This window comes from Hyphobacterium sp., from assembly GCF_965229905.1.
Taxonomy (GTDB): Bacteria; Pseudomonadota; Alphaproteobacteria; order Caulobacterales; family Maricaulaceae; genus Hyphobacterium.
In genome coordinates this window covers 2049251-2066634 of the sequence record NZ_OZ245930.1, presented here as the reverse complement: position 1 = coordinate 2066634, position 17384 = coordinate 2049251, and the positions used below count along the sequence as shown (strand labels likewise).

Genomic DNA, 17384 nt, shown 5'->3' with positions numbered 1-17384 from the left:
ACGAAATGTCCACTAGATGCCCGGCATGGGGACGACGGACTTCCAGACCGGGCGACACGATCCGGTCCGGCCGCTTGACGAGGCGCAGGCGCTCGACCCGTCCTTCTATCTCGGCCAGGCGGCCTTCGACGTCGACCAGCGTCATATTCTCGCCCCGGGCTGGCAACTCGTGGCACCCGCCGATCTCGTTGCCCAGCCTGGCGATCACATTGTGCGGGAGCTCGGTGGCAAGCCCGTCCTGATCGTGCGCAATGCGCAAGGCGAGCTCAACGGCTTCAACAATGTCTGCCGCCACCGCGCAGGACCCGTCGCCCTGTGCGACGGCAAGGGCGCGAAACGCCTGCGCTGTGCCTATCATGGCTGGATTTACGATCTCGACGGCCGGCTGAAAGTGACGCCGCAGATGGACGGCGCGAAGAATTTCGACCCGTCCGGCATCCGCCTCCCCGCGATCGATGTCGCGGAATGGTGCGGCATGATCTTCGCCCGCGCCGGACCCGGGCCCGGCTTCGCGGATGTCGCCGCCGACTTCGCCCCGTTGGCAGCGCCGGATCACCTCACCGCCATGCAATATCACCATTCGCGCACCTATCCGGTCGCCGCGAACTGGAAGGTCTATGTCGACAATTATCTCGAGGGCTATCACGTGCCGGTCGTCCATGCCGGGCTCAACGCCATCATCGATTACGGCGATTACACGATCGATCTCTCGCGCTGGGCCTCGGTGCAGAAATCGCCGATGGAGGATGACAGCCTCTACGGCACCGGCGAGGCCCGCTACGTCTTTATCTGGCCCAACACCATGCTCAACATCCTGCCGAACCGGGTCCAGACCAATCGTGTGATCGCGACCGGACCGGCCCGCTGCGAGGTCGAGTTCGGCTATTACTATCTGCCCGGCGAAGAAAGGCGCGCCCCCGAAGACGACGCCTTTTCAACCGAGGTGCAGGCCGAGGACGCAATGATCTGCGAGCGCGTCCAGAAAGGCCTCGCTTCAGGCGCATACACGCCGGGCCGGCTGTCACCACAGCAGGAATCCGCTGTCTGGCATTTCCAGAACCTGTTACGCCGCGCTTATGGCACCCAAAAGGACACGCCATGACCACCGAAACCGAAGCCAGTGTCCCCACTCCGCCCAATCCGGCGATGAAGCACTTGGGTTTCTGGGGCTGCTGGTCGCTGACCGTCGGCGTGATGATCGGCTCCGGCATCTTCCTCTTGCCGACCGTGCTCGCGCCTTACGGCCTGTTGAGCTTCGGCGGTTGGTTGATCACCGGCGGATCGTCCATCCTTATCGCTCTTGTTCTGGCCCGCCTCGCCGGGCGCACGACACGGACCGGAGGGCCCTACGCCTACACCCATGACGCGTTTGGGGACCTGCCCGGCTTCCTCATAGCCTGGGGTTATTGGGCGTCGGTGTGGATTGCCACCCCGACCATCGCCCTCGCCTTTGTCGGCTATCTCGGCGTCTTTTTTCCGCAGCTCAACGATAATCCGATCGCCCAGGCCGCCATCGCCCTCGCCCTGCTCTGGACATTAACGCTCGTCTCGATCCGCGGCGTCAAGGAAGCCAGTCTCGTCCAGCTCGCCATGACGGTGCTGAAACTCGTCCCGCTGATCCTCGTGATCATCGCCGGAGTGATCGCCGGTTCACCGGGCAATCTGCCTGAGGTCAATCCAGCTGGCGGCCACCCGCTCGGCGTCCTCGCCACCACGGCGCTGCTCACCATGTGGGCTTTTGCCGGCATGGAGGCGGGCGTCATCCCGGCCGGAGAGGTCGAGAATCCGCAAAAGACCATGCCGCGCGCGATCGTCAACGGCGTGATCACCGTGGCGCTGGTCTATATCGGATCGACAGCGGCCGTCATGCTACTCGTCCCGGCGGATGCGCTGGCCGCCTCGACTTCACCCTTTTCCGATGCCGCGCGCGTGCTGGGGACGTGGGGACCGCCCCTGGTGGCAATCGGCGCGCTGGTTTCGACCGCGGGCTCGCTCAACGGCAACATCTTTACCTCCGGCCAGATGCCGCTCGCCGTCGCGCTCGACCGGCTTGCGCCCGCCTTTCTCGCGCGGCGGAACAAGGGGCATGCGCCCTATTGGCCGCTTCTCATAGCGACCTCGATATCGTCGGTGCTTCTGTTGCTCAACTTCTCCCGCGGCCTCGTCGGCGCTTTCACCTTCCTGTTGATGATGAGCACGTTGACGACGCTGATCCCGCTGCTCGCCAGCGCGCTCGCCGAGTTCCGGCACTCCTGGCGCACCGCCCGGGGCTGGGCCGCGATTGCGATCGCCGGCGCGCTCTATTCGGTCTTCGCCATTCTCGGCTCCGGATTTGAAGTCCTGGCCTGGGGCGTGGTCCTGCTCGCCGCGGGCGTGCCGGTCTTTTATTGGGGGCGGCAGCGGGAATAGGTCTTATTGATACGGCTCGTGGCTTTCGAGCAGCAGCGTGTACGCCGCATTGCCCATGCCGTTCATATTGCGCTCCGCGGTGAGTTCTCCCGTCACCCACACGGGATCCCACATGCTCTCGATCGTGACCGGATCCTCAGTGGTTACGTAGACGATCTGGTTGGGCGGCGGCGGCGGCGTGTGCACGCAAGCCCCGAAATACGGCACCAGAAGAAACTCGTTCACCGCGCCGCCCACATCGTAATGCAGGGGCAGGATGAAGCCGGGCATCCGGATCGTCCGGCCGATCAGGCCAAGCTCGACATTGAAGGTGCCGATCTGCGGCATCTGGTTACCGAAATGGTTCATGCCCATAATGCTGTCGGCAGCCCGGTAAAGTTCCTCGATCCGCTGCATTTCGCCCTGGGGAAGCAAATGGTCCCAATTGATGGTCGTCACGCCGGCCTCGTCCGGCTGGGGCAAATCCTCGCGCGGCGGGATCGGCGTGGCGGCATGGGGCGCGCCATCATCCTGCGCGGACGCCTGCGGCGACACGATGATCGCAGCGGTCAGCAGGAAAACACCCAGCAGGTTTAGCGATAATCTGACCATCAAACTCAACTCCATCTCGTCTCAAAGCCGGATCGACAAACCGTCCGACAAGGCATTCCGCAACGCGCGGACCGCCGGCCAAACCCCCATCGCCGCACCGGCGAGCGGCATCAGAACCAGGACCCACACCTCCTCGACACCGATGCCGGCAGGCAGGCTGATCCCGTATCGCTGAGTTATCATTCCACCGATGACGGCAAAGGCCGCATTGGCCACGGCGATGCCGATCACCGCGGCAACCAGCGCGACAACCGCGGCCTCCAACACCAGCAGCAGGAAAATGTCGCGCGGCCGGGCGCCTGCGGCCCGCAATACCGCCATCTCGCGGCGGCGCTCATGGATACTCGACGACAGAGCCGTCAGAATCCCTGTCAGCCCGACCAACACGACCAGCAGGGAAATAGCGGCAAAGGCGCGCTCCGCAGTGCCAATGACCTGCCAGAGCTGGCCCAGCGCAACACCGGGCATGATCGCCGTCAGCGCCTCGCCCCGATACGTATTGATCTGCCGTTGCAGATTCAGGATCTGGATCGGCGAGCTGACCCCGACGAATATTGCGGTCACGCTTTCAGGAGTCAGGTCTTCGCCCGTGGTCGGCAATGCGGCAACGGCGCCCGGCGCTATGCCCGCCTGCCAGCCTTCATGGATCGCCTCAATGCTTTCCAGCGACACATGGACGGACCGGTCGACCGGTGTTCCGGTCGGCGCAAGGATCCCGACGACGCGGAAATCATGCCCCGTATGCTCGGAAAAGCTCACATCGCCGATACCGTGCGACAACACCAGTTCGGATCCGATGGTGTAATCGAGCCGCGACGCGACATCTGCGCCAAGGACGACTTCATAGATACCGGCGAACGGGTTGCCAGCGGAAAATTCGAGGCGCTGGTCGCGGCCATAGCCATAGTGCTCGAAATAGGCCGGCGTCGTTCCCACGACGCGATACCCCCGATGGCTGTCGCCGAGCGAGATCGGCACCGCCCAGTCGACATTCGGCGCCGTCGAGATCAGCTCATAGGATTGCCAGCTGATATTCGCCGTCGGATCGCCGAGCCGGAATACCGAATACAAAAGGAGATTGATGGCCCCGCCGCGCGCGCCGACGATCAGCTCGGTCCCTGACACGGTGGAATTGAAGCTCTCCCGCACGCCGTCGCGGATCTTCTCCACGCCGAGAAACAGCGTCACGCTCAGCACGATGGAAACAACCGTCAAAGCGATCGACACCTTGCGGTTGGCCAGGCTTTTTATGGCCAGAAGGAGCAGCGGAAACCTCATGCTGCCGGCCTGCATCGGTTCAGGGCCAGAAGATCGACGGAACGCTGGAAACGCGGGGCCAGCGACACATCGTGGCTGACGAAAAGCAGCGTGGCACCGGATCGCGCACATTCATCGCTAAGCAGTTCGAGGAACACATCCCGCGCCGTCGCATCAAGCGCCGATGTCGGCTCGTCGGCGATGACCAGTCCCGGGCGTCCGATCAGGGCGCGCGCGGCTGCCACCCTTTGCTGTTGCCCGACGCTCAATTCCAGCGCGGGCTTGTGCGCATGCGCCGAATCCAGTCCCAGCCGTCCCAGCAGGCGCAGCGCTTCGTCACGCACCGACCCGGCCGCTCCGCTCGCCTTGGCTCGCCGCGCCGCGGAAAACAGCGTGGGCAGGACCACATTCTCGACCGGCGTCAGATAGGGAACCAGGTTGAACAGCTGAAAGATGACGCCGAGATGCTCGGCCCGGAAAGCGTCACGCTGCGCCGGGCGCATCTGGTCGAGCCGCTCGCCGAGCACGCAGATCTCGCCGGCCTGCGGCGCTGAAACGCCGGCAATGAGTCCCAGGAGCGTACTCTTGCCCGACCCGCTCGGCCCCATGAGCATGACGCGCTCACCCCGTTCGACAGCGAATTCGGGCACATCGAGCAGCGGTGACTCCAGCTTCCAGCCATACGTCACGCCAGAAAGGGAAAGGGCGAAAGTTGTCATTACGGCAAGCGGTACATCGTCTCCTGCGGTGTCAGATCGAAACCGGCCTGACGGCGGGCATCGACATACACCACATTGAGCTGCTGCAGCCGCTCGAAAGCCTCGAACATCGTCGTCGCGATCCGGTCGATATCGTCCGCAGAGGCACACCAGAACTGGAAGCGGACGGAGATGTCCTGATGGCCGTGATGATCATCGCTGCCATGATGATGATCATCATCGTGACCGTGAACATGATCGCGCTTCTCATGACTGTGTCCGCCGCGATGATCATCGGCGTCCGCATCCGGTTCAAGGCCGGAAATCGTGACCGTTTCAAGCGTACAGCCTGCGGCCTGCGAAAAGGAAAGCAGACCCGGCGCGCGCAGCTGGTTTTGTGCCGCCAGGACCGCGGCCCGCTCGGCGTCGGTTCGCGGCGCATATTCGAAACCCCAGAGCGACTCGGCCGGCACGTCCAGCTGCGCCTCAACGCGGCCGGTCGCCTCGGCGCCGATCACGAGCGCGCCATGGCCATGAACATGCACATCGCCCTGATGAACGATAAGCGCGCCGAAAAGGAAGGCAGGAAGGGAAGAAAGCATGGTCTCGACCTCATCATGTTGTTGCGCGCGGGCGCTTCAGCGCCCCGTGGCGGTTTTGCGCCCTTGTGTCCCGTAATGTTATATCATAACAAAGCTGGCGTCAGCCAGGAGAGGTGCAAAACGTGCAGAAGACGAGTTCGATGAAGCCGGTCAGCGCACAAGCCTCAAACGGGATTGGCATTGGCCTGTCCGCCGCCTGCATCCTGCATTGCCTCGGAACGCCATTGCTGATCGCCGCTCTGCCCGGGCTGACCTGGCTGGCTGGCGAATGGGTTCACATTTCGTTGGCCATCGCGGCCGCATTCATCCTCGTCTTGTCGATGCGCCAATGGCCACGGTCTCCGCTTGGCACACAGATCCGCATTCTTGGCATTGTGTCGGTCGCCGGCCTGTTCCTCGCCGCGCTGGCCGGCGTCAGCGAGCGGGCCGAGCAAATCATGACGATCATCTCCGCCATAGGCCTGAGCCTGGCGCACCTGACCGCCAACTTCCAGCGCTGGCACGGGGGTTAGTTCACCGCCGCGCGGTCCAGCCCGCCATGGCGCATTGTCTTTGCGATATTGAGAGTTGCGACTAACCTCTACACCAAGACCGGCTTGGCGCCGGACATGCGGGGAGACAATCCAATGAAATCGAGTGTGATCGCGTTATCGGCTTTGCTCGTCAGCGCAGCCGGCTGGGCTCAGGATGAGGCCGTAGAGACCCCCACGGAGGCGACGGTACCGGCGCTTGACCTCGCGCAAGAGACCGTGCCGGCCACGCTGGACTGGCCGGCATCGGACGTGACCGACGTGGTCTGCCCCTTCTCATTTGACTATGAGCCGGGCGAGATGAGCTGCGGTTTCATCGCCGTGCCGGAAAACCGCGCCGATCCCGACACGCGCTTCCTCCAACTGCTCTATGTTCGCATTGCCTCGACCGCCGAGGACGAGGCGGACGTCCGCCCGGATCCGGTGATCTACCTGACCGGTGGACCGGGTGTGACGCTGGAAGGCTATGCCGACCGGCTGCGCGAGCACGATGTGCTGGAACAGCGCGATCTCTACATTCTCGAGCATCGCGGCATCGGCAATTCCGGCGATTTCTGCCCGCAATTCGATGCGGTCCGCCGCGACCTGGCCTGGGGCGAAACCCTCGACGAAAGCGGCCGCAACACGGCCGAGCGCATGCGCGAATGCTTCCGGACGGCAGCGGCCGCGGGCATCGATCTCGCGGCATACAACACGGTCGAGAACGCCCGGGACGTTGGTGCCCTGCGTCAAGCTCTGGGATACGAGGACTGGAATGTGTGGGGCATTTCCTACGGGTCCTATCTCGGACAGATGGTGCTGCGCGAAGATGCCGACGGTGTCCGCGCCATGGTGCTCGACGCGATCGCGCCAATCCAGCCGCTGGAATTGATGCGCATCGCCCGCTGGGTGAATCGCGGTCTCGACAATATGTTCGAGGCCTGCGCCGACGCTGCGATCTGCGACGGGCTGCGCCCGCGGCTCGATGCCGCCATCGCGCAAATGCGCGAGAACCCCGTCATCGTCGAGGTCGACAATCCCGAACTCCACCCCGAAGGCCGGGTCCGCTTCGGTCCGGAAATCCTGCTCTTCCCGGCTTTCGTGATGATGTACGAACAGGACGAGCATCCGGCCATGGCCGCCGTCCTCGATTCCATCGTCACCGCCGTCGAGACCGATGACCGGCGGGTCTTCGAACTGCTCGCGAATGGCGGCGACGATGGCGGCATCGGCATTTCCATGGGCATGGCCAGCGCGATCCGCTGCAATGACGGGTTTCACGGCGCCGCGGCCGAAGTAGCGGCCGACGATCTTGCGGAAAACCCGCAATTTGCCGGCACCGGTTTTGTCGAAAATTCCATCCATGTCGCGCGGGTATGCGCCGAGGAGGGGCTCTCGCCCCAGCCTGACCCTGCCGCCTATGAATTCGTTGAGAGCGACCGGCCGATCATTGTCGTCAATGGCGGCTGGGACCCGGTCACGCCGCCGCCGCTAGCGCAGCTGATCATGCCCGGCTTCTCGAATGCGCGTTATGTCGAAGTGCCCTATGCCGGACACGGTCCGACACGTTCCCTGCCCGAATGCGCCGGACCCTTCCTCAATGCCTTCTTCGACAATCCCGATCCGCAATCTGTCGATGCCGGCTGTTTCGAAACCGCCGTGCCCGAGCCCGAGTTTGTCTCGCTGTATCACACCGACGCCATCGTGCGCGCCGGCCTGATCGCCGTCGACGATCCGGCGAATCTGGCGCCGATCGGTGTCTGGGTCGGGCTCTCTTTGCTCATCCTGCTGCTGTCGGCCTTCATCTATCCGATCGCCTGGCTGGCGCGCCTGATCGGACGGCAAAGCGCCGAAACCCTGCGGGCCGATACCGGCGGTGCGCGCTGGCTTGCCTGGGGCGCGGCCCTCGCCGGCGTCGCCTTCCCTGCCCTGATGGGGCTGGGCGGCTATCAGGCCTTCGAGATCTCGGAATTCGCCATCCTGGCCGGCCTGGCCGGCCCGGCCGTGATCGGCGCCTGGCTCGGCCTCTTGTCAGGCCTCCTCGGCCTGCTGGCGCTCGTTCAGCTATTCCGGTCCCGCGCCGATGGCGCGGTGCGCTTCGGCACGCTGACCGGTGTGACGCTGACCGGGCTGGCGGCGATCTCGCTCACCGTGTTCGCGTTGATGTGGGATTTGACACCGTTTTAGGGCGAAGCCGGCAGGAATCGGCAAGCGAAAGGTTCGCTGGCCACGGAACCATTATCCAATGGAAAGCGCCTTGCCGTATAACGCTGGCGGTCTCTGCATTTCCGCGACCTGGCAGCGTATCGGACAATCCACCGCTCGCATGGTTGAGTCGACTCTGCCAACACCGTCATCGCAAGAAGCGCGTCCATCCCGACTTATGCGAATTACCTCGCCTCCAATGCCGAGGCCGATATCCGCGCCACCAATAGCGCGAACCATGACCGCCTGCGCACGGTCAAGTCCCGCTGGGACAAGCGGAATGTGTTCCGCAACAACCGGAATATCGGGGTGGGGTGAGGAACAGCGCATCAAGGCCGAACGAAATGACAGTACTACTTTGCCAAATTCGCGATCAAATAGACTGTTACAGTAATTGGATTTGGTCGTGATGTTCAGAAATGACTACAGGCGCAAATTTGCGACCAATAAATTTTCCATATTCCCTTAGCACGAGAGCAAAATGGTGCCCCATGTTCCACCGTCGCCAAGTTGTTGCGTTACCAACTCCTGAACGCCCGGTCGCAGCATCAAACATCTCTCGGTCTGCAATTGAGTAATCGGCACCGAAAAACTCGGATCGCGAAATCAGCTTCTTCAAAATGCGCCGAATTTCGTCGCTTTGATTGCCTTCTTTTTTGCCGCGCATCACCAAGGTGCCGTTAGTCGTCGAATATCTCAGGTGCCGGATTGGCATGCCACCGCCAGACTTCGTAGGAAACACGATTGTACCGGTGTCCGGTCCATAGTCACTGAACCCCAATCGCTCTCTTGGTACATCCGCGGCGGCAAGCAATTGCTTGTAAATTTCCCACTCATACCGCGGGATTAAACATTCATTGTCAGGATCGGCCGGATTCTTGATCGGAAAATTCGAAGCCTGAAAGATAATGCAAGCCCACGGTTGTTGGATCGCTAAGTCTTCAACCGTCGCAATAACGCTATCGGTAGCAATCTCTGGCGATAGCTCTTCGCTTGAGAAATCTACAAACAGCTCACACTCGGAAGCTGAAAGCCTGATACTAGCCAACACATTATTGAGCAGATCGTAATCCAATTCCGAATGCGGTATGTATATCGCCGCTTTCGGAGATTCGTTACGGATCACTTCCTTCCAAGGAAACCCTTCAAAATCTACCGCAGGAATGACTGGGATTAGATCGTCATTTTTCGAAGCAGCTTGGGCGAAAACTCGAGCGACGTCCTTGGCACTTAGTTCAGGAAGTACGAACCTAAGATCAACGTACGCGGACTGCAGGGGCCAGTATCTCCCTATTCTTTCGCCGGTAATATAAGCGATTTCGTCGCTTCGAATTGCCCGCCGTTTTTCTGGGTCGCGCTCGGCTAGCGGCGGTATCACGAAGTATGGAATCACTTCGCGCTTCATGTCTTCTGGGAGAGAGGCAAGCGCCAAGTATTCACCTTCTTTGAAGCGAAGTGCGGGCCGGTAAATTGGCATCCTACTGTTTCATCCTTCTGTACAGCTGCTGTCTTATTTTTCCGCGCTCGATGTTTTTGGAAAATATGCTGTAGTCATCTCGCTCTTTTTGAATGCGACCAAAAATAATCGATGGACTGATTCCGATCTGGCGGGCAAATTTTTCAACAACCTTGGGAGATCGAGTAATTCGCGCTGGCGACTTCCGCCATATTTCGTCTTTCAGCAACAATTCCGAAGCGAAGCGGTTAGCTTCCATCTCTTGATCATCAATGGGCTTGCCCTCAAACTGATCATAGAATCCTAGCGTTAAACCAGTGCGACGGTGCAATATTACGTGGGCAACCTCGTGTAATAGTGAAAACCAAAAATTGCCAACATCGTCACGCCGAAGTGTTAGGCCGATAACTGGCACATCTTCTACTAAAAACGCAGCGCCATCTATACTTAAGCCCGGTATTTGCGGTTCGGCAATCAATAGAATTCCATTTTCTCTAAGAATAGCTTTGGCTCTAACCGGCCCATCTTCGAAAATACTGAGCTTCGGCAAATCGATAAGCCAATCTAATTTGGCCGGACGAAACCTACCGACTCCTAGTCTTATTTCGTCACGCGCCCGCTCTTCAACAACAGCCCGCCACGATTGCAGCAACACGTCTTCGCTATGATCTTCAACATTTAAGCCCGTACGAAGAAGCGTAGGGCTGCCATAATCAACTCTATTCTCAGCGATAAACTGACGAAGTTTGTTTTCGTCCATGCTGTCGGTGAACCAGCCGTGGGTCCGTCCATGCGAAAGAATTTTTCGTATATCGGCGCGCGAGACATCCTCGATTACATTGTCCAAACCGCTAATAGCGAACTTATCGCCAATTGTTGGATCCAACTTCACGCCCAAGAGCTTTGCTAGCCTCTGGTAGTTTCGCAAACTGATTGAACGGTATCGATCCGCCTCGTAACGCTGGATTTGTTGCTCCTTCATACCCATGCGCCACGCCAACTCCCGCTGAGTAAGTCCTCGGGCAACTCTAGCGACTATCAGCATAAGGCCCGGGTCTTTCCCGGCGCGATTCTCTAACTCTCGCGACGAGCCAGTTTCTTTGGCTAACTGGTATGATGAAATGGCGTCGGATAGATCGTTTATTTCTCCGCGCAACGACGTCTCAACCATCTGGATGATTTCTGGCGACAGCCCTGCTGCCAGCCGCTGCAAAAGAACGCCCCGTTCAAAAGCGTTCTTGATTTCTGCCAATCTCGACTGGGCTTCCTTCAACCCAGCTTCGTTTAGAATCAAATGCGTGCTCATACCGCCCATTTAACACAACGCTTTTGTTGTGGTCAATTGACACAACAAAATTGTTGTGCAAAAGCCAACACAAACCCGCCATGCAAGAGCGGGTATCGCCAAGCGGCCGGGCGCGTGATAGGGCCGGAGCCATCCTGATTTTTTGGGGATCGGCCCCGGACCACGGACAGACACCGCCATGGAAGCCTTCGACTACGCCCTTCTGACCGCCAGCTTTGTCACCTTCTTTGTCGTCATCGATCCGATTGGCGTGGCGCCGATTTTCGGCGCGCTAACGGAAGGCTCAACGCCGGCGCACCGGCGGACCATGGCGATCAAGTCGGTGGCGATTGCCAGCGGCGTGCTCGTCCTTTTCGCCTATGGCGGGGAATGGCTGCTGGGCGCGCTTCATATCAGCCTCGACGCCTTCCGCGCTGCCGGCGGGGTGCTGCTCTTCCTGATCGCGCTCGACATGATTTTCGAAAAGCGCACCGAGCGCCGTGAGGAGCGGGCCGACAAAATGTCCCACGAGGACGAGACGATTCCCGGCACGCATGAGGACATTTCGGTCTTCCCGATGGCCATCCCGATGCTGGCCGGGCCGGGCGCAATCGCCTCGATCATGCTGTTCATGTCCAGCGATGGCGGCACGGCGATCGGCCAGATCGCGATCTTCGGCGGGCTTGCGGCCAATCTCGTGGCCTGCCTGGTGATCTTCCTCGCCGTCGGCCCGCTGATGCGGATCATGGGCGACACGCTGGCCGCCATGATCACCCGCATTCTCGGCGTCATCCTCGCGGCGCTGGCCGCACAATTCATCTTTGACGGGATTTCCGGCGCGCTGCTGGCGGGTTAATCGACGCGCCGCAGGCGCATTTCATGAACTTGCACAGTCTCACCGGAGGGCAGGAGCTGTTCGCCGGTTTCGATCCACAGCCCGTCCGCGATGACGGTCTCATAGCGGATCGTCATGGGGCCGGCATTGAGATCCCAGACATAGCCGTTCCCGGTGAGCTCCGGCGTCGTTTCGATCGTATAGCCGGGCGCGACGACCGAGCGCATGCGATAGCGGCCGTCGCGCTCCCGCCAGATCATGGCGTAGGCATTGTGGATCCGGCGCGCGTCCTCGCCTTCCCCGGCCTCGCCGATCCCGACAATGGAAATGGCATGCCCGCCGGCCTGCGCCGTCAACGTTTCCTCGATGCGGTAAACTTGCCGCTCGCCCTGCGCCGAAATCCGCCAGCCCTCCCCCTGCCAGTGACCCAGCATGAAAGACAGGGCTTGCGCCGGGGGCAGCGCCTCGGGCGGCTGCTGGGATTGCGCAATCCCGGCAATGACTCCCATCGATGCCATCGCCATCATCGCATGTTTCATGAGATCCGCTCCTCGTAACTTTGATTATCAAAGTTCTTTGAGTGCATTTTGTCAATGGGAACCACAATCTGGCCGCAAGCGTTTTTTAAAGACTCGTCGGTATACTTGACGGCCTTGAGGAGTTTCGCCGCCATGTTGAGGCTTGCGGTCTTTGTGACAGTCCTGGCGCTGGTGCTCACCGGCGTGACGGCCAGTGCCGTCGCCTTTTCGCAGGGCAATATCAATGCCGGCATCGCCTTCCTGTGGCCGGCCCTCGCCATCGCACTCGTGCTCGGCATGGCGCTGCCGCGCCGCAAACCGGCCTGACGCCTAGCGCTTGTTCCAGACCACCCGGTAGAGATCGAAACGGCGGTCGCGCAGATTGCGCACCGTGCCGGAATGCCGCGCCGATGTCAGATCGTCGAGCCGGATATCCGCGACCGCAATCGTCTCGACATTCTCCGTCGCCACCGCGGCCAGACCGTCGCGCGCGAACGGGAAGTCGCACGGCGTGATGACCGCGCTCTCGGCATAGTTGACGTCCATGTTTTCAACGCCCGGAAGGTTGCCGACATTGCCCGCCGTCACCACGAAGACCTGGTTCTCGATGGCGCGCGCATGGGCGCAATAGCGCACGCGCAAATGACCCGTCCGGTCATCGGTCGCATAGGGCACGAACAGAATGCCGGCGCCTTCATCGGCCAGCTTGCGGGCAAGCTCCGGAAATTCCGCGTCATAGCAAATCAACACGCCGATCGGCCCGCAATCCGTGTCGATCGTGCGTACCTCATCGCCGCCCTTGATGCCCCACCAGAAGCGCTCATTCGGCGTCGGATGGATCTTCTCCTGGGCGTGCACCGAGCCGTCACGCAGGAAGACGTAGGCGACGTTCTGGATGTCGCCATCCTCGGTCTCGGTCGGGTGCGAGCCGCCAATGATGTTGATATTGTAGCCGACCGCCAGCCCGCGCATGAACTCGATGAAGCGCGGCGTGTGCCGGCTTAGCGCGGCAATCGATTCCTCCGGCGTCAGCTTGCGCTTTTCCAGCGCCAAGAGGGCGACGGTGAACATTTCCGGGAAGACGCAGAAATCGGCGCGGTAGTCCGAACAGACATCGACGAAATATTCGACATTGCGCTCGAACTTTTCGAGGCTTTCCTCGGCCCGCGCCTGGAATTGCACGGCGGCGACGCGGATCGTCCGCGGCTCGGGCCGCACCGGCGCCTTGTCTTCCGGCTCGTAGGCCGGATTGGGCCAGGACATCAGCACTGCATGGCCGAGCGAATCCTTGTCCTCGGGATAATAGTCCTTCAACAGCCGCACCGGCTCGAAACCGAGCCGCGTCTGGAAGGCGAAGACCGGGTCCTTGGCCTTCTTCTCGCGCACCGCGTCGAGATAGGCTTCCGGCGACCCGTACTCCTTCACCTTGCGGCGCAGGGACGGCATGCGCGCCCCGAACACGATGCCCTTCAGCCCCCAATCCTCGCACAGGCCCCGCCGCGCATCATACAGGCGCTGGCCCAGCCGGATGCGGCGCACATTGGGATCGACCGCGATCTCCGCCCCGTAAAGCCAGTCGCCGTCGGGATTGTGCAGCGAGCCATAGCCATGGCCGGTAATGCTGTCGAGCGAATGATCGCTAAAGGCCAGCGCCTCGTCGACGATGAAGGTCGAGGCCCAGCCGGCGAGCTCGCCATCCAGCTCGACCACGAACTGGCCCTCGGGAAACCGTTCGAGCCGGCCGCGGATCATGCCCGCCGAATCCGGCTCCATCTTGGGAAAGGCGCGCAGCTGCAGCGCGATGATGTCGTCAATGTCGTCCGTCTCGGCATTGCGGATCACAAGGCGGGCGGATTTGGTTTGCGGATTCTTATCGTCGGCCATGGGTCTAGCGGTAAAACTCCGGACGCCGGTCGCGGAAAAAGCCCCACGCCGCGCGGTGCCGGTTGAGGAAGTCGAGATCGAATTCCGCAGAAATATGACCCGTCGTCTCGCGATCAAGATCGGCGACAATCGCGCCCGAATGATCGGCAATGAAGGAGGTGCCGTAAAACACCTGACCGTCCTCGTCGCCAATGCGATTGGCAGCGATCACCGGGATCACGTTGGACACTGCATGCCCCTGCATCGCCCGGCGCCAGCGGGCCGCCGTATCGAGGCTGTCATCATGCGGCTCCGAGCCGATCGCCGTCGGATACATCAGCACATCCGCCCCCATCATCGCCATAGCGCGCGCCGCCTCCGGGAACCACTGGTCCCAGCAGATGCCGACGCCAATACGGCCGAACCGCGTCGGCCAAACCTTGAAGCCGGTATCGCCGGGGCGGAAATAATACTTCTCCTGATAGCCCGGCCCGTCCGGAATGTGGCTCTTTCGATAGACGCCAAGCGCCGCGCCGTCGGCGTCGACCATGACCAGCGAATTGTAGTAGCTCGGCCCGTCCTTTTCGAAGATCGACACCGGGATCGCCACGCCCAGCTCCGCAGCCAGCGGCTGCAGCGCCGTCACGCACGGATGTTCCAGCGCCGGAAAGGCGGTTTCGAACCAGTGCTCTTCCTGCGTCTTGCAGAAATACGGCCCCTGGAAGAGCTCCGGCGGCAGGATCACCTGCGCCCCGTCGGCCGCCGCGGCCCGCACCAGGTCCGCCACGGTTCTGATATTCGTGTCGATATTCGGGCCGAACGGCGCCTGCAGCGCCGCGACGGTCAGCCTGTTTCCGGCCATTGAAATTCCGTTCTATTCGTCGAGCCGGTCGATCCAGTCGCCTGGCCCGTCGCCCGTGCGCAAATCCATCAGCGTCGGAAACAGCCACCAGGGCGCATCGCCGTCCGCATTCCACAGGCCCACATACGCAAAACCGGTCGCGGGTTCCAGATAGATTTGCGCGCCGTAGCCGGAAAGATAGCCGGAATGCGTCATCAGCTGCCGGCCATTCCAGTCATAGGAACGCCAGCCGAGCCCGTATCCCGTGCCGTCAATGCGCTCGGACAGGCGATAGAGCCGCCGCGTCTGCTCGGGTGTGTCGCCCTGGCTGGTCTGTACCCGCTCGATGACGGCGCGCGGCAACCGCCCGCTAATCCCCAGATGCGCCTGGGCATAGGCAATCATGTCACGCAGCGAAATATTGACGCCGGCTGCTGACACCGTGGCATCGTATGCCGACTCTGGATCGCCCGGCACGGGAAGCCCGTCTTCGCGCTCACGGCGCCGATGCGGCCTCGCCCAGCTTTCCGCGGTGACCAGATCGTCAACCCCGACGGTCGCATCCGGCATGCCGATCCGTTCGAACAACCAGGCCCGCATGGCCTGCTCGAACGGCAGACCCGCCGCCTGCGCGCCCAGTGTTTCGAGGCTGGTATAGGTGACATTCTGATAGGAATAGCACGTGCCCGGACGGCAGACGGCGCGCTGCGTCCGGAACCGGTTGCGCAAATCGTAAAGCTCGATACCGCGCTCCATGGACCGGTCCAACGCATGCGGCACAAGGCCGGTCCGCTGGGCGAGCACCTGAACAGCGGTCGCGCTGCGGCCGTGCGGCAAGGGCAGCAATTCGCGCGGCACACTTTCATCGAGCGATAATCGGCCCTCATGTTCGAGCAGGGCCATCAGCGTCCCGGTCATGCCCTTTGACACGGAAGCGGCGCGGAACAGCGTCCGGTCGGTGACCGGTTCACCCGATCCGGCGGCGACTTCGCCGGCCGTGTATACCATGACCAGCTCGCCCTGATCGATTACGGCCACTGCCAGGCCGGCCATGTAATCACGCGCGGCCACCTCTTCGAGGCGCTGCCGGAAAGCGTTGAGATAGGCCAGTTGCGGGTCAAAACGCGGCGGCGTCATCACCAGCGTGGGTTCCATAGCGGCCAGTACGGCGGGTGTAACTTGCGCATAAAGCGCCGGGCTGGACGCCCCCGCGGGCTGGGTCCAGCCGATCAACATCAACGCAACAACACACAGGGCGCGCATGCCCTTCCCCTCACAAACGGCGGAGCCGCGCGGCTTAAGGCAAGCGGGGAAGATTACAGGTCACGCAGTGAAAAGCCCCGCCGCCCGACAGGATCGACCGCGCCGGACTCGTTAATATTGTCTTATCAACCAGCACCTCTTGCAAGGCCCGGGCCGCGAGATTTCCGCGAGTCTCGTCGAAAACCGGCATGACAAGCCGTGACCCGGCGCTCACCCAGTTCATGTGCGAGGCAGGCATGGGCTCGCCGTCCGCGTCCTCGACCCGTCCTGGCGAGGGAATTTCAATGACTTCGAAGGGTTGGCCATCCGGTCGTTTCAGCCCGCGCAGCTGGTCACATATTGCGATCAGCACCTCCGCCTGCGGGTCATCGGTGCCGCTCGGTGACTGGCAAACCACCACGCCAGGCGCAAGGAAGCGCGCAATATTGTCGATATGACCGTCGGTATGATCGAAGCGCAACCCGTCCTCGATCCAGTAGACGCTATCCACGCCCAGGGCAGACTTCAGCACGGCCTCGGCCTGCGCTTCGATGATGCCCGGATTGCGGTTGGCGTTCAAAAGGCATTGCCGCGTGGTCAGCACCCCGCCCGTGCCATCGAACTCCAGCGCACCGCCTTCGCAGATGAAATCGACGGACTTCACCGTTGCACCAGCCGCCTCCGCGATGACGCCCCCGATCGTATCGTCGCCCGCCAGCTCATACTTGCCGCCCCAGCCATTAAAGCGGAAGCGCACCGCGATAGGCCCGTCGGGAGACGACAGAAACACCGGACCGGTATCGCGGGCCCAGACATCCCCATACGCTGCGCGAGTGATGTCCACGCGGTCAGCGAGATGCTCGCGCACGGAAGCCTCGGCCTGATCGCTCGCCGCAATCACGGTCATCGCTTGGCGCTGCGCCTTGTCGCCGGCCAACAGCTTCACAAACGCACCGAATTCCGCCTGCGCCGGCAGAAGATTGTCTTCCCAGAGGTCGGCAGCGGCAGGCCAGCAGGTGAAGATCCGGTCCTGCGGGGCGAATTCGTGCGGAATATGAGCGGTCTGTGTCATG

Annotated in this window: 18 protein-coding genes; 7 read left to right on the top strand and 11 right to left on the bottom strand. The window is 61.7% G+C overall.

What is annotated here, in order from left to right; translation table 11 throughout:
• The first annotated feature begins 25 nt into the window (after window positions 1-25).
• A complete protein-coding gene (locus ACO08C_RS10330) occupies window positions 26-1102 on the top strand; it encodes an aromatic ring-hydroxylating oxygenase subunit alpha (protein ID WP_421785463.1) in 1077 nt (358 codons plus the stop codon).
• A complete protein-coding gene (locus ACO08C_RS10325) occupies window positions 1099-2409 on the top strand; it encodes an APC family permease (protein ID WP_421785461.1) in 1311 nt (436 codons plus the stop codon). The genes ACO08C_RS10330 and ACO08C_RS10325 overlap by 4 nt, the downstream gene beginning before the upstream one ends.
• Before the next feature lie 3 nt (window positions 2410-2412).
• Here ACO08C_RS10325 and ACO08C_RS10320 read toward each other — a convergent pair whose 3' ends face one another.
• The 4 genes from ACO08C_RS10320 to ACO08C_RS10305 are packed head-to-tail and all read right to left on the bottom strand — an operon-like array spanning window position 2413 to window position 5557.
• On the bottom strand, window positions 2413-3000 hold the full coding sequence (locus ACO08C_RS10320) for a DUF3299 domain-containing protein (protein WP_421785459.1): 588 nt from the start codon (window positions 2998-3000) through the stop codon (window positions 2413-2415).
• 21 nt (window positions 3001-3021) lie between these two features.
• A complete protein-coding gene (locus ACO08C_RS10315) occupies window positions 3022-4278 on the bottom strand; it encodes an ABC transporter permease (protein WP_421785457.1) in 1257 nt (418 codons plus the stop codon).
• The gene (locus ACO08C_RS10310) at window positions 4275-4976 is read right to left on the bottom strand and encodes an ATP-binding cassette domain-containing protein (RefSeq protein WP_421785455.1); all 702 of its coding nucleotides are present in this window, start codon (window positions 4974-4976) and stop codon (window positions 4275-4277) included. The genes ACO08C_RS10315 and ACO08C_RS10310 overlap by 4 nt, the downstream gene beginning before the upstream one ends.
• Complete coding sequence (locus ACO08C_RS10305; RefSeq protein ID WP_421785453.1) at window positions 4976-5557, bottom strand: ZrgA family zinc uptake protein; 582 nt, start codon at window positions 5555-5557, stop codon at window positions 4976-4978. Before ACO08C_RS10305 ends, ACO08C_RS10310 begins: the two co-directional genes overlap by 1 nt.
• A 122-nt stretch (window positions 5558-5679) precedes the next feature.
• On the opposite strand from ACO08C_RS10305, the gene ACO08C_RS10300 reads away from it, so the two are divergent.
• The 3 genes from ACO08C_RS10300 to ACO08C_RS10290 all read left to right on the top strand — a co-directional run bounded on the left by ACO08C_RS10300 (window position 5680) and on the right by ACO08C_RS10290 (window position 8589).
• On the top strand, window positions 5680-6069 hold the full coding sequence (locus ACO08C_RS10300; protein ID WP_421785451.1) for a MerC domain-containing protein: 390 nt from the start codon (window positions 5680-5682) through the stop codon (window positions 6067-6069).
• A gap of 114 nt (window positions 6070-6183) precedes the next feature.
• Window positions 6184-8253: an alpha/beta fold hydrolase gene (locus ACO08C_RS10295; RefSeq protein ID WP_421785450.1), complete on the top strand. Its 2070-nt coding sequence runs from the start codon at window positions 6184-6186 to the stop codon at window positions 8251-8253.
• 168 nt (window positions 8254-8421) lie between these two features.
• Window positions 8422-8589, top strand: coding sequence for a BBE domain-containing protein (locus ACO08C_RS10290; protein ID WP_421788702.1), 168 nt, complete (start codon window positions 8422-8424; stop codon window positions 8587-8589).
• A 67-nt stretch (window positions 8590-8656) separates the two neighbouring features.
• Here ACO08C_RS10290 and ACO08C_RS10285 read toward each other — a convergent pair whose 3' ends face one another.
• Window positions 8657-9748, bottom strand: coding sequence for a beta family protein (locus ACO08C_RS10285; protein ID WP_421785448.1), 1092 nt, complete (start codon window positions 9746-9748; stop codon window positions 8657-8659).
• A 1-nt stretch (window position 9749) separates the two neighbouring features.
• Window positions 9750-11042 (bottom strand): ImmA/IrrE family metallo-endopeptidase, encoded by a 1293-nt coding sequence (locus ACO08C_RS10280; protein ID WP_421785446.1) that lies wholly within the window; start codon window positions 11040-11042, stop codon window positions 9750-9752.
• A 169-nt stretch (window positions 11043-11211) separates the two neighbouring features.
• On the opposite strand from ACO08C_RS10280, the gene ACO08C_RS10275 reads away from it, so the two are divergent.
• Window positions 11212-11868, top strand: coding sequence for a MarC family protein (locus tag ACO08C_RS10275; RefSeq protein WP_421785444.1), 657 nt, complete (start codon window positions 11212-11214; stop codon window positions 11866-11868).
• Here ACO08C_RS10275 and ACO08C_RS10270 read toward each other — a convergent pair.
• Window positions 11865-12386 carry a hypothetical protein gene (locus ACO08C_RS10270; RefSeq protein WP_421785443.1) on the bottom strand — a complete coding sequence of 174 codons (522 nt, stop codon included), beginning with the start codon at window positions 12384-12386 and terminating at the stop codon, window positions 11865-11867. The genes ACO08C_RS10275 and ACO08C_RS10270 overlap by 4 nt on opposite strands.
• 132 nt (window positions 12387-12518) lie before the next feature.
• Between ACO08C_RS10270 and ACO08C_RS10265 the strand changes: the two genes are divergently transcribed.
• Complete coding sequence (locus tag ACO08C_RS10265) at window positions 12519-12692, top strand: hypothetical protein (protein WP_421785441.1); 174 nt, start codon at window positions 12519-12521, stop codon at window positions 12690-12692.
• Window positions 12693-12695: 3 nt separating this feature from the next.
• On the opposite strand, the gene ACO08C_RS10260 is transcribed toward ACO08C_RS10265, so the two are convergent.
• Genes ACO08C_RS10260 through ACO08C_RS10245 form a run of 4 tightly spaced genes read right to left on the bottom strand, consistent with a single transcriptional unit; the run spans window position 12696 to window position 17383 of the window.
• Window positions 12696-14249 carry a GNAT family N-acetyltransferase gene (locus ACO08C_RS10260; RefSeq protein ID WP_421785439.1) on the bottom strand — a complete coding sequence of 518 codons (1554 nt, stop codon included), beginning with the start codon at window positions 14247-14249 and terminating at the stop codon, window positions 12696-12698.
• Window positions 14250-14253: 4 nt separating this feature from the next.
• On the bottom strand, window positions 14254-15090 hold the full coding sequence (gene aguB, locus ACO08C_RS10255) for an N-carbamoylputrescine amidase (RefSeq protein WP_421785437.1): 837 nt from the start codon (window positions 15088-15090) through the stop codon (window positions 14254-14256).
• Window positions 15091-15102: 12 nt separating this feature from the next.
• Window positions 15103-16332 carry a serine hydrolase domain-containing protein gene (locus ACO08C_RS10250; protein ID WP_421785435.1) on the bottom strand — a complete coding sequence of 410 codons (1230 nt, stop codon included), beginning with the start codon at window positions 16330-16332 and terminating at the stop codon, window positions 15103-15105.
• 34 nt (window positions 16333-16366) lie between these two features.
• On the bottom strand, window positions 16367-17383 hold the full coding sequence (locus ACO08C_RS10245; RefSeq protein WP_421785433.1) for an agmatine deiminase family protein: 1017 nt from the start codon (window positions 17381-17383) through the stop codon (window positions 16367-16369).
• Window position 17384: the final 1 nt, after the last annotated feature.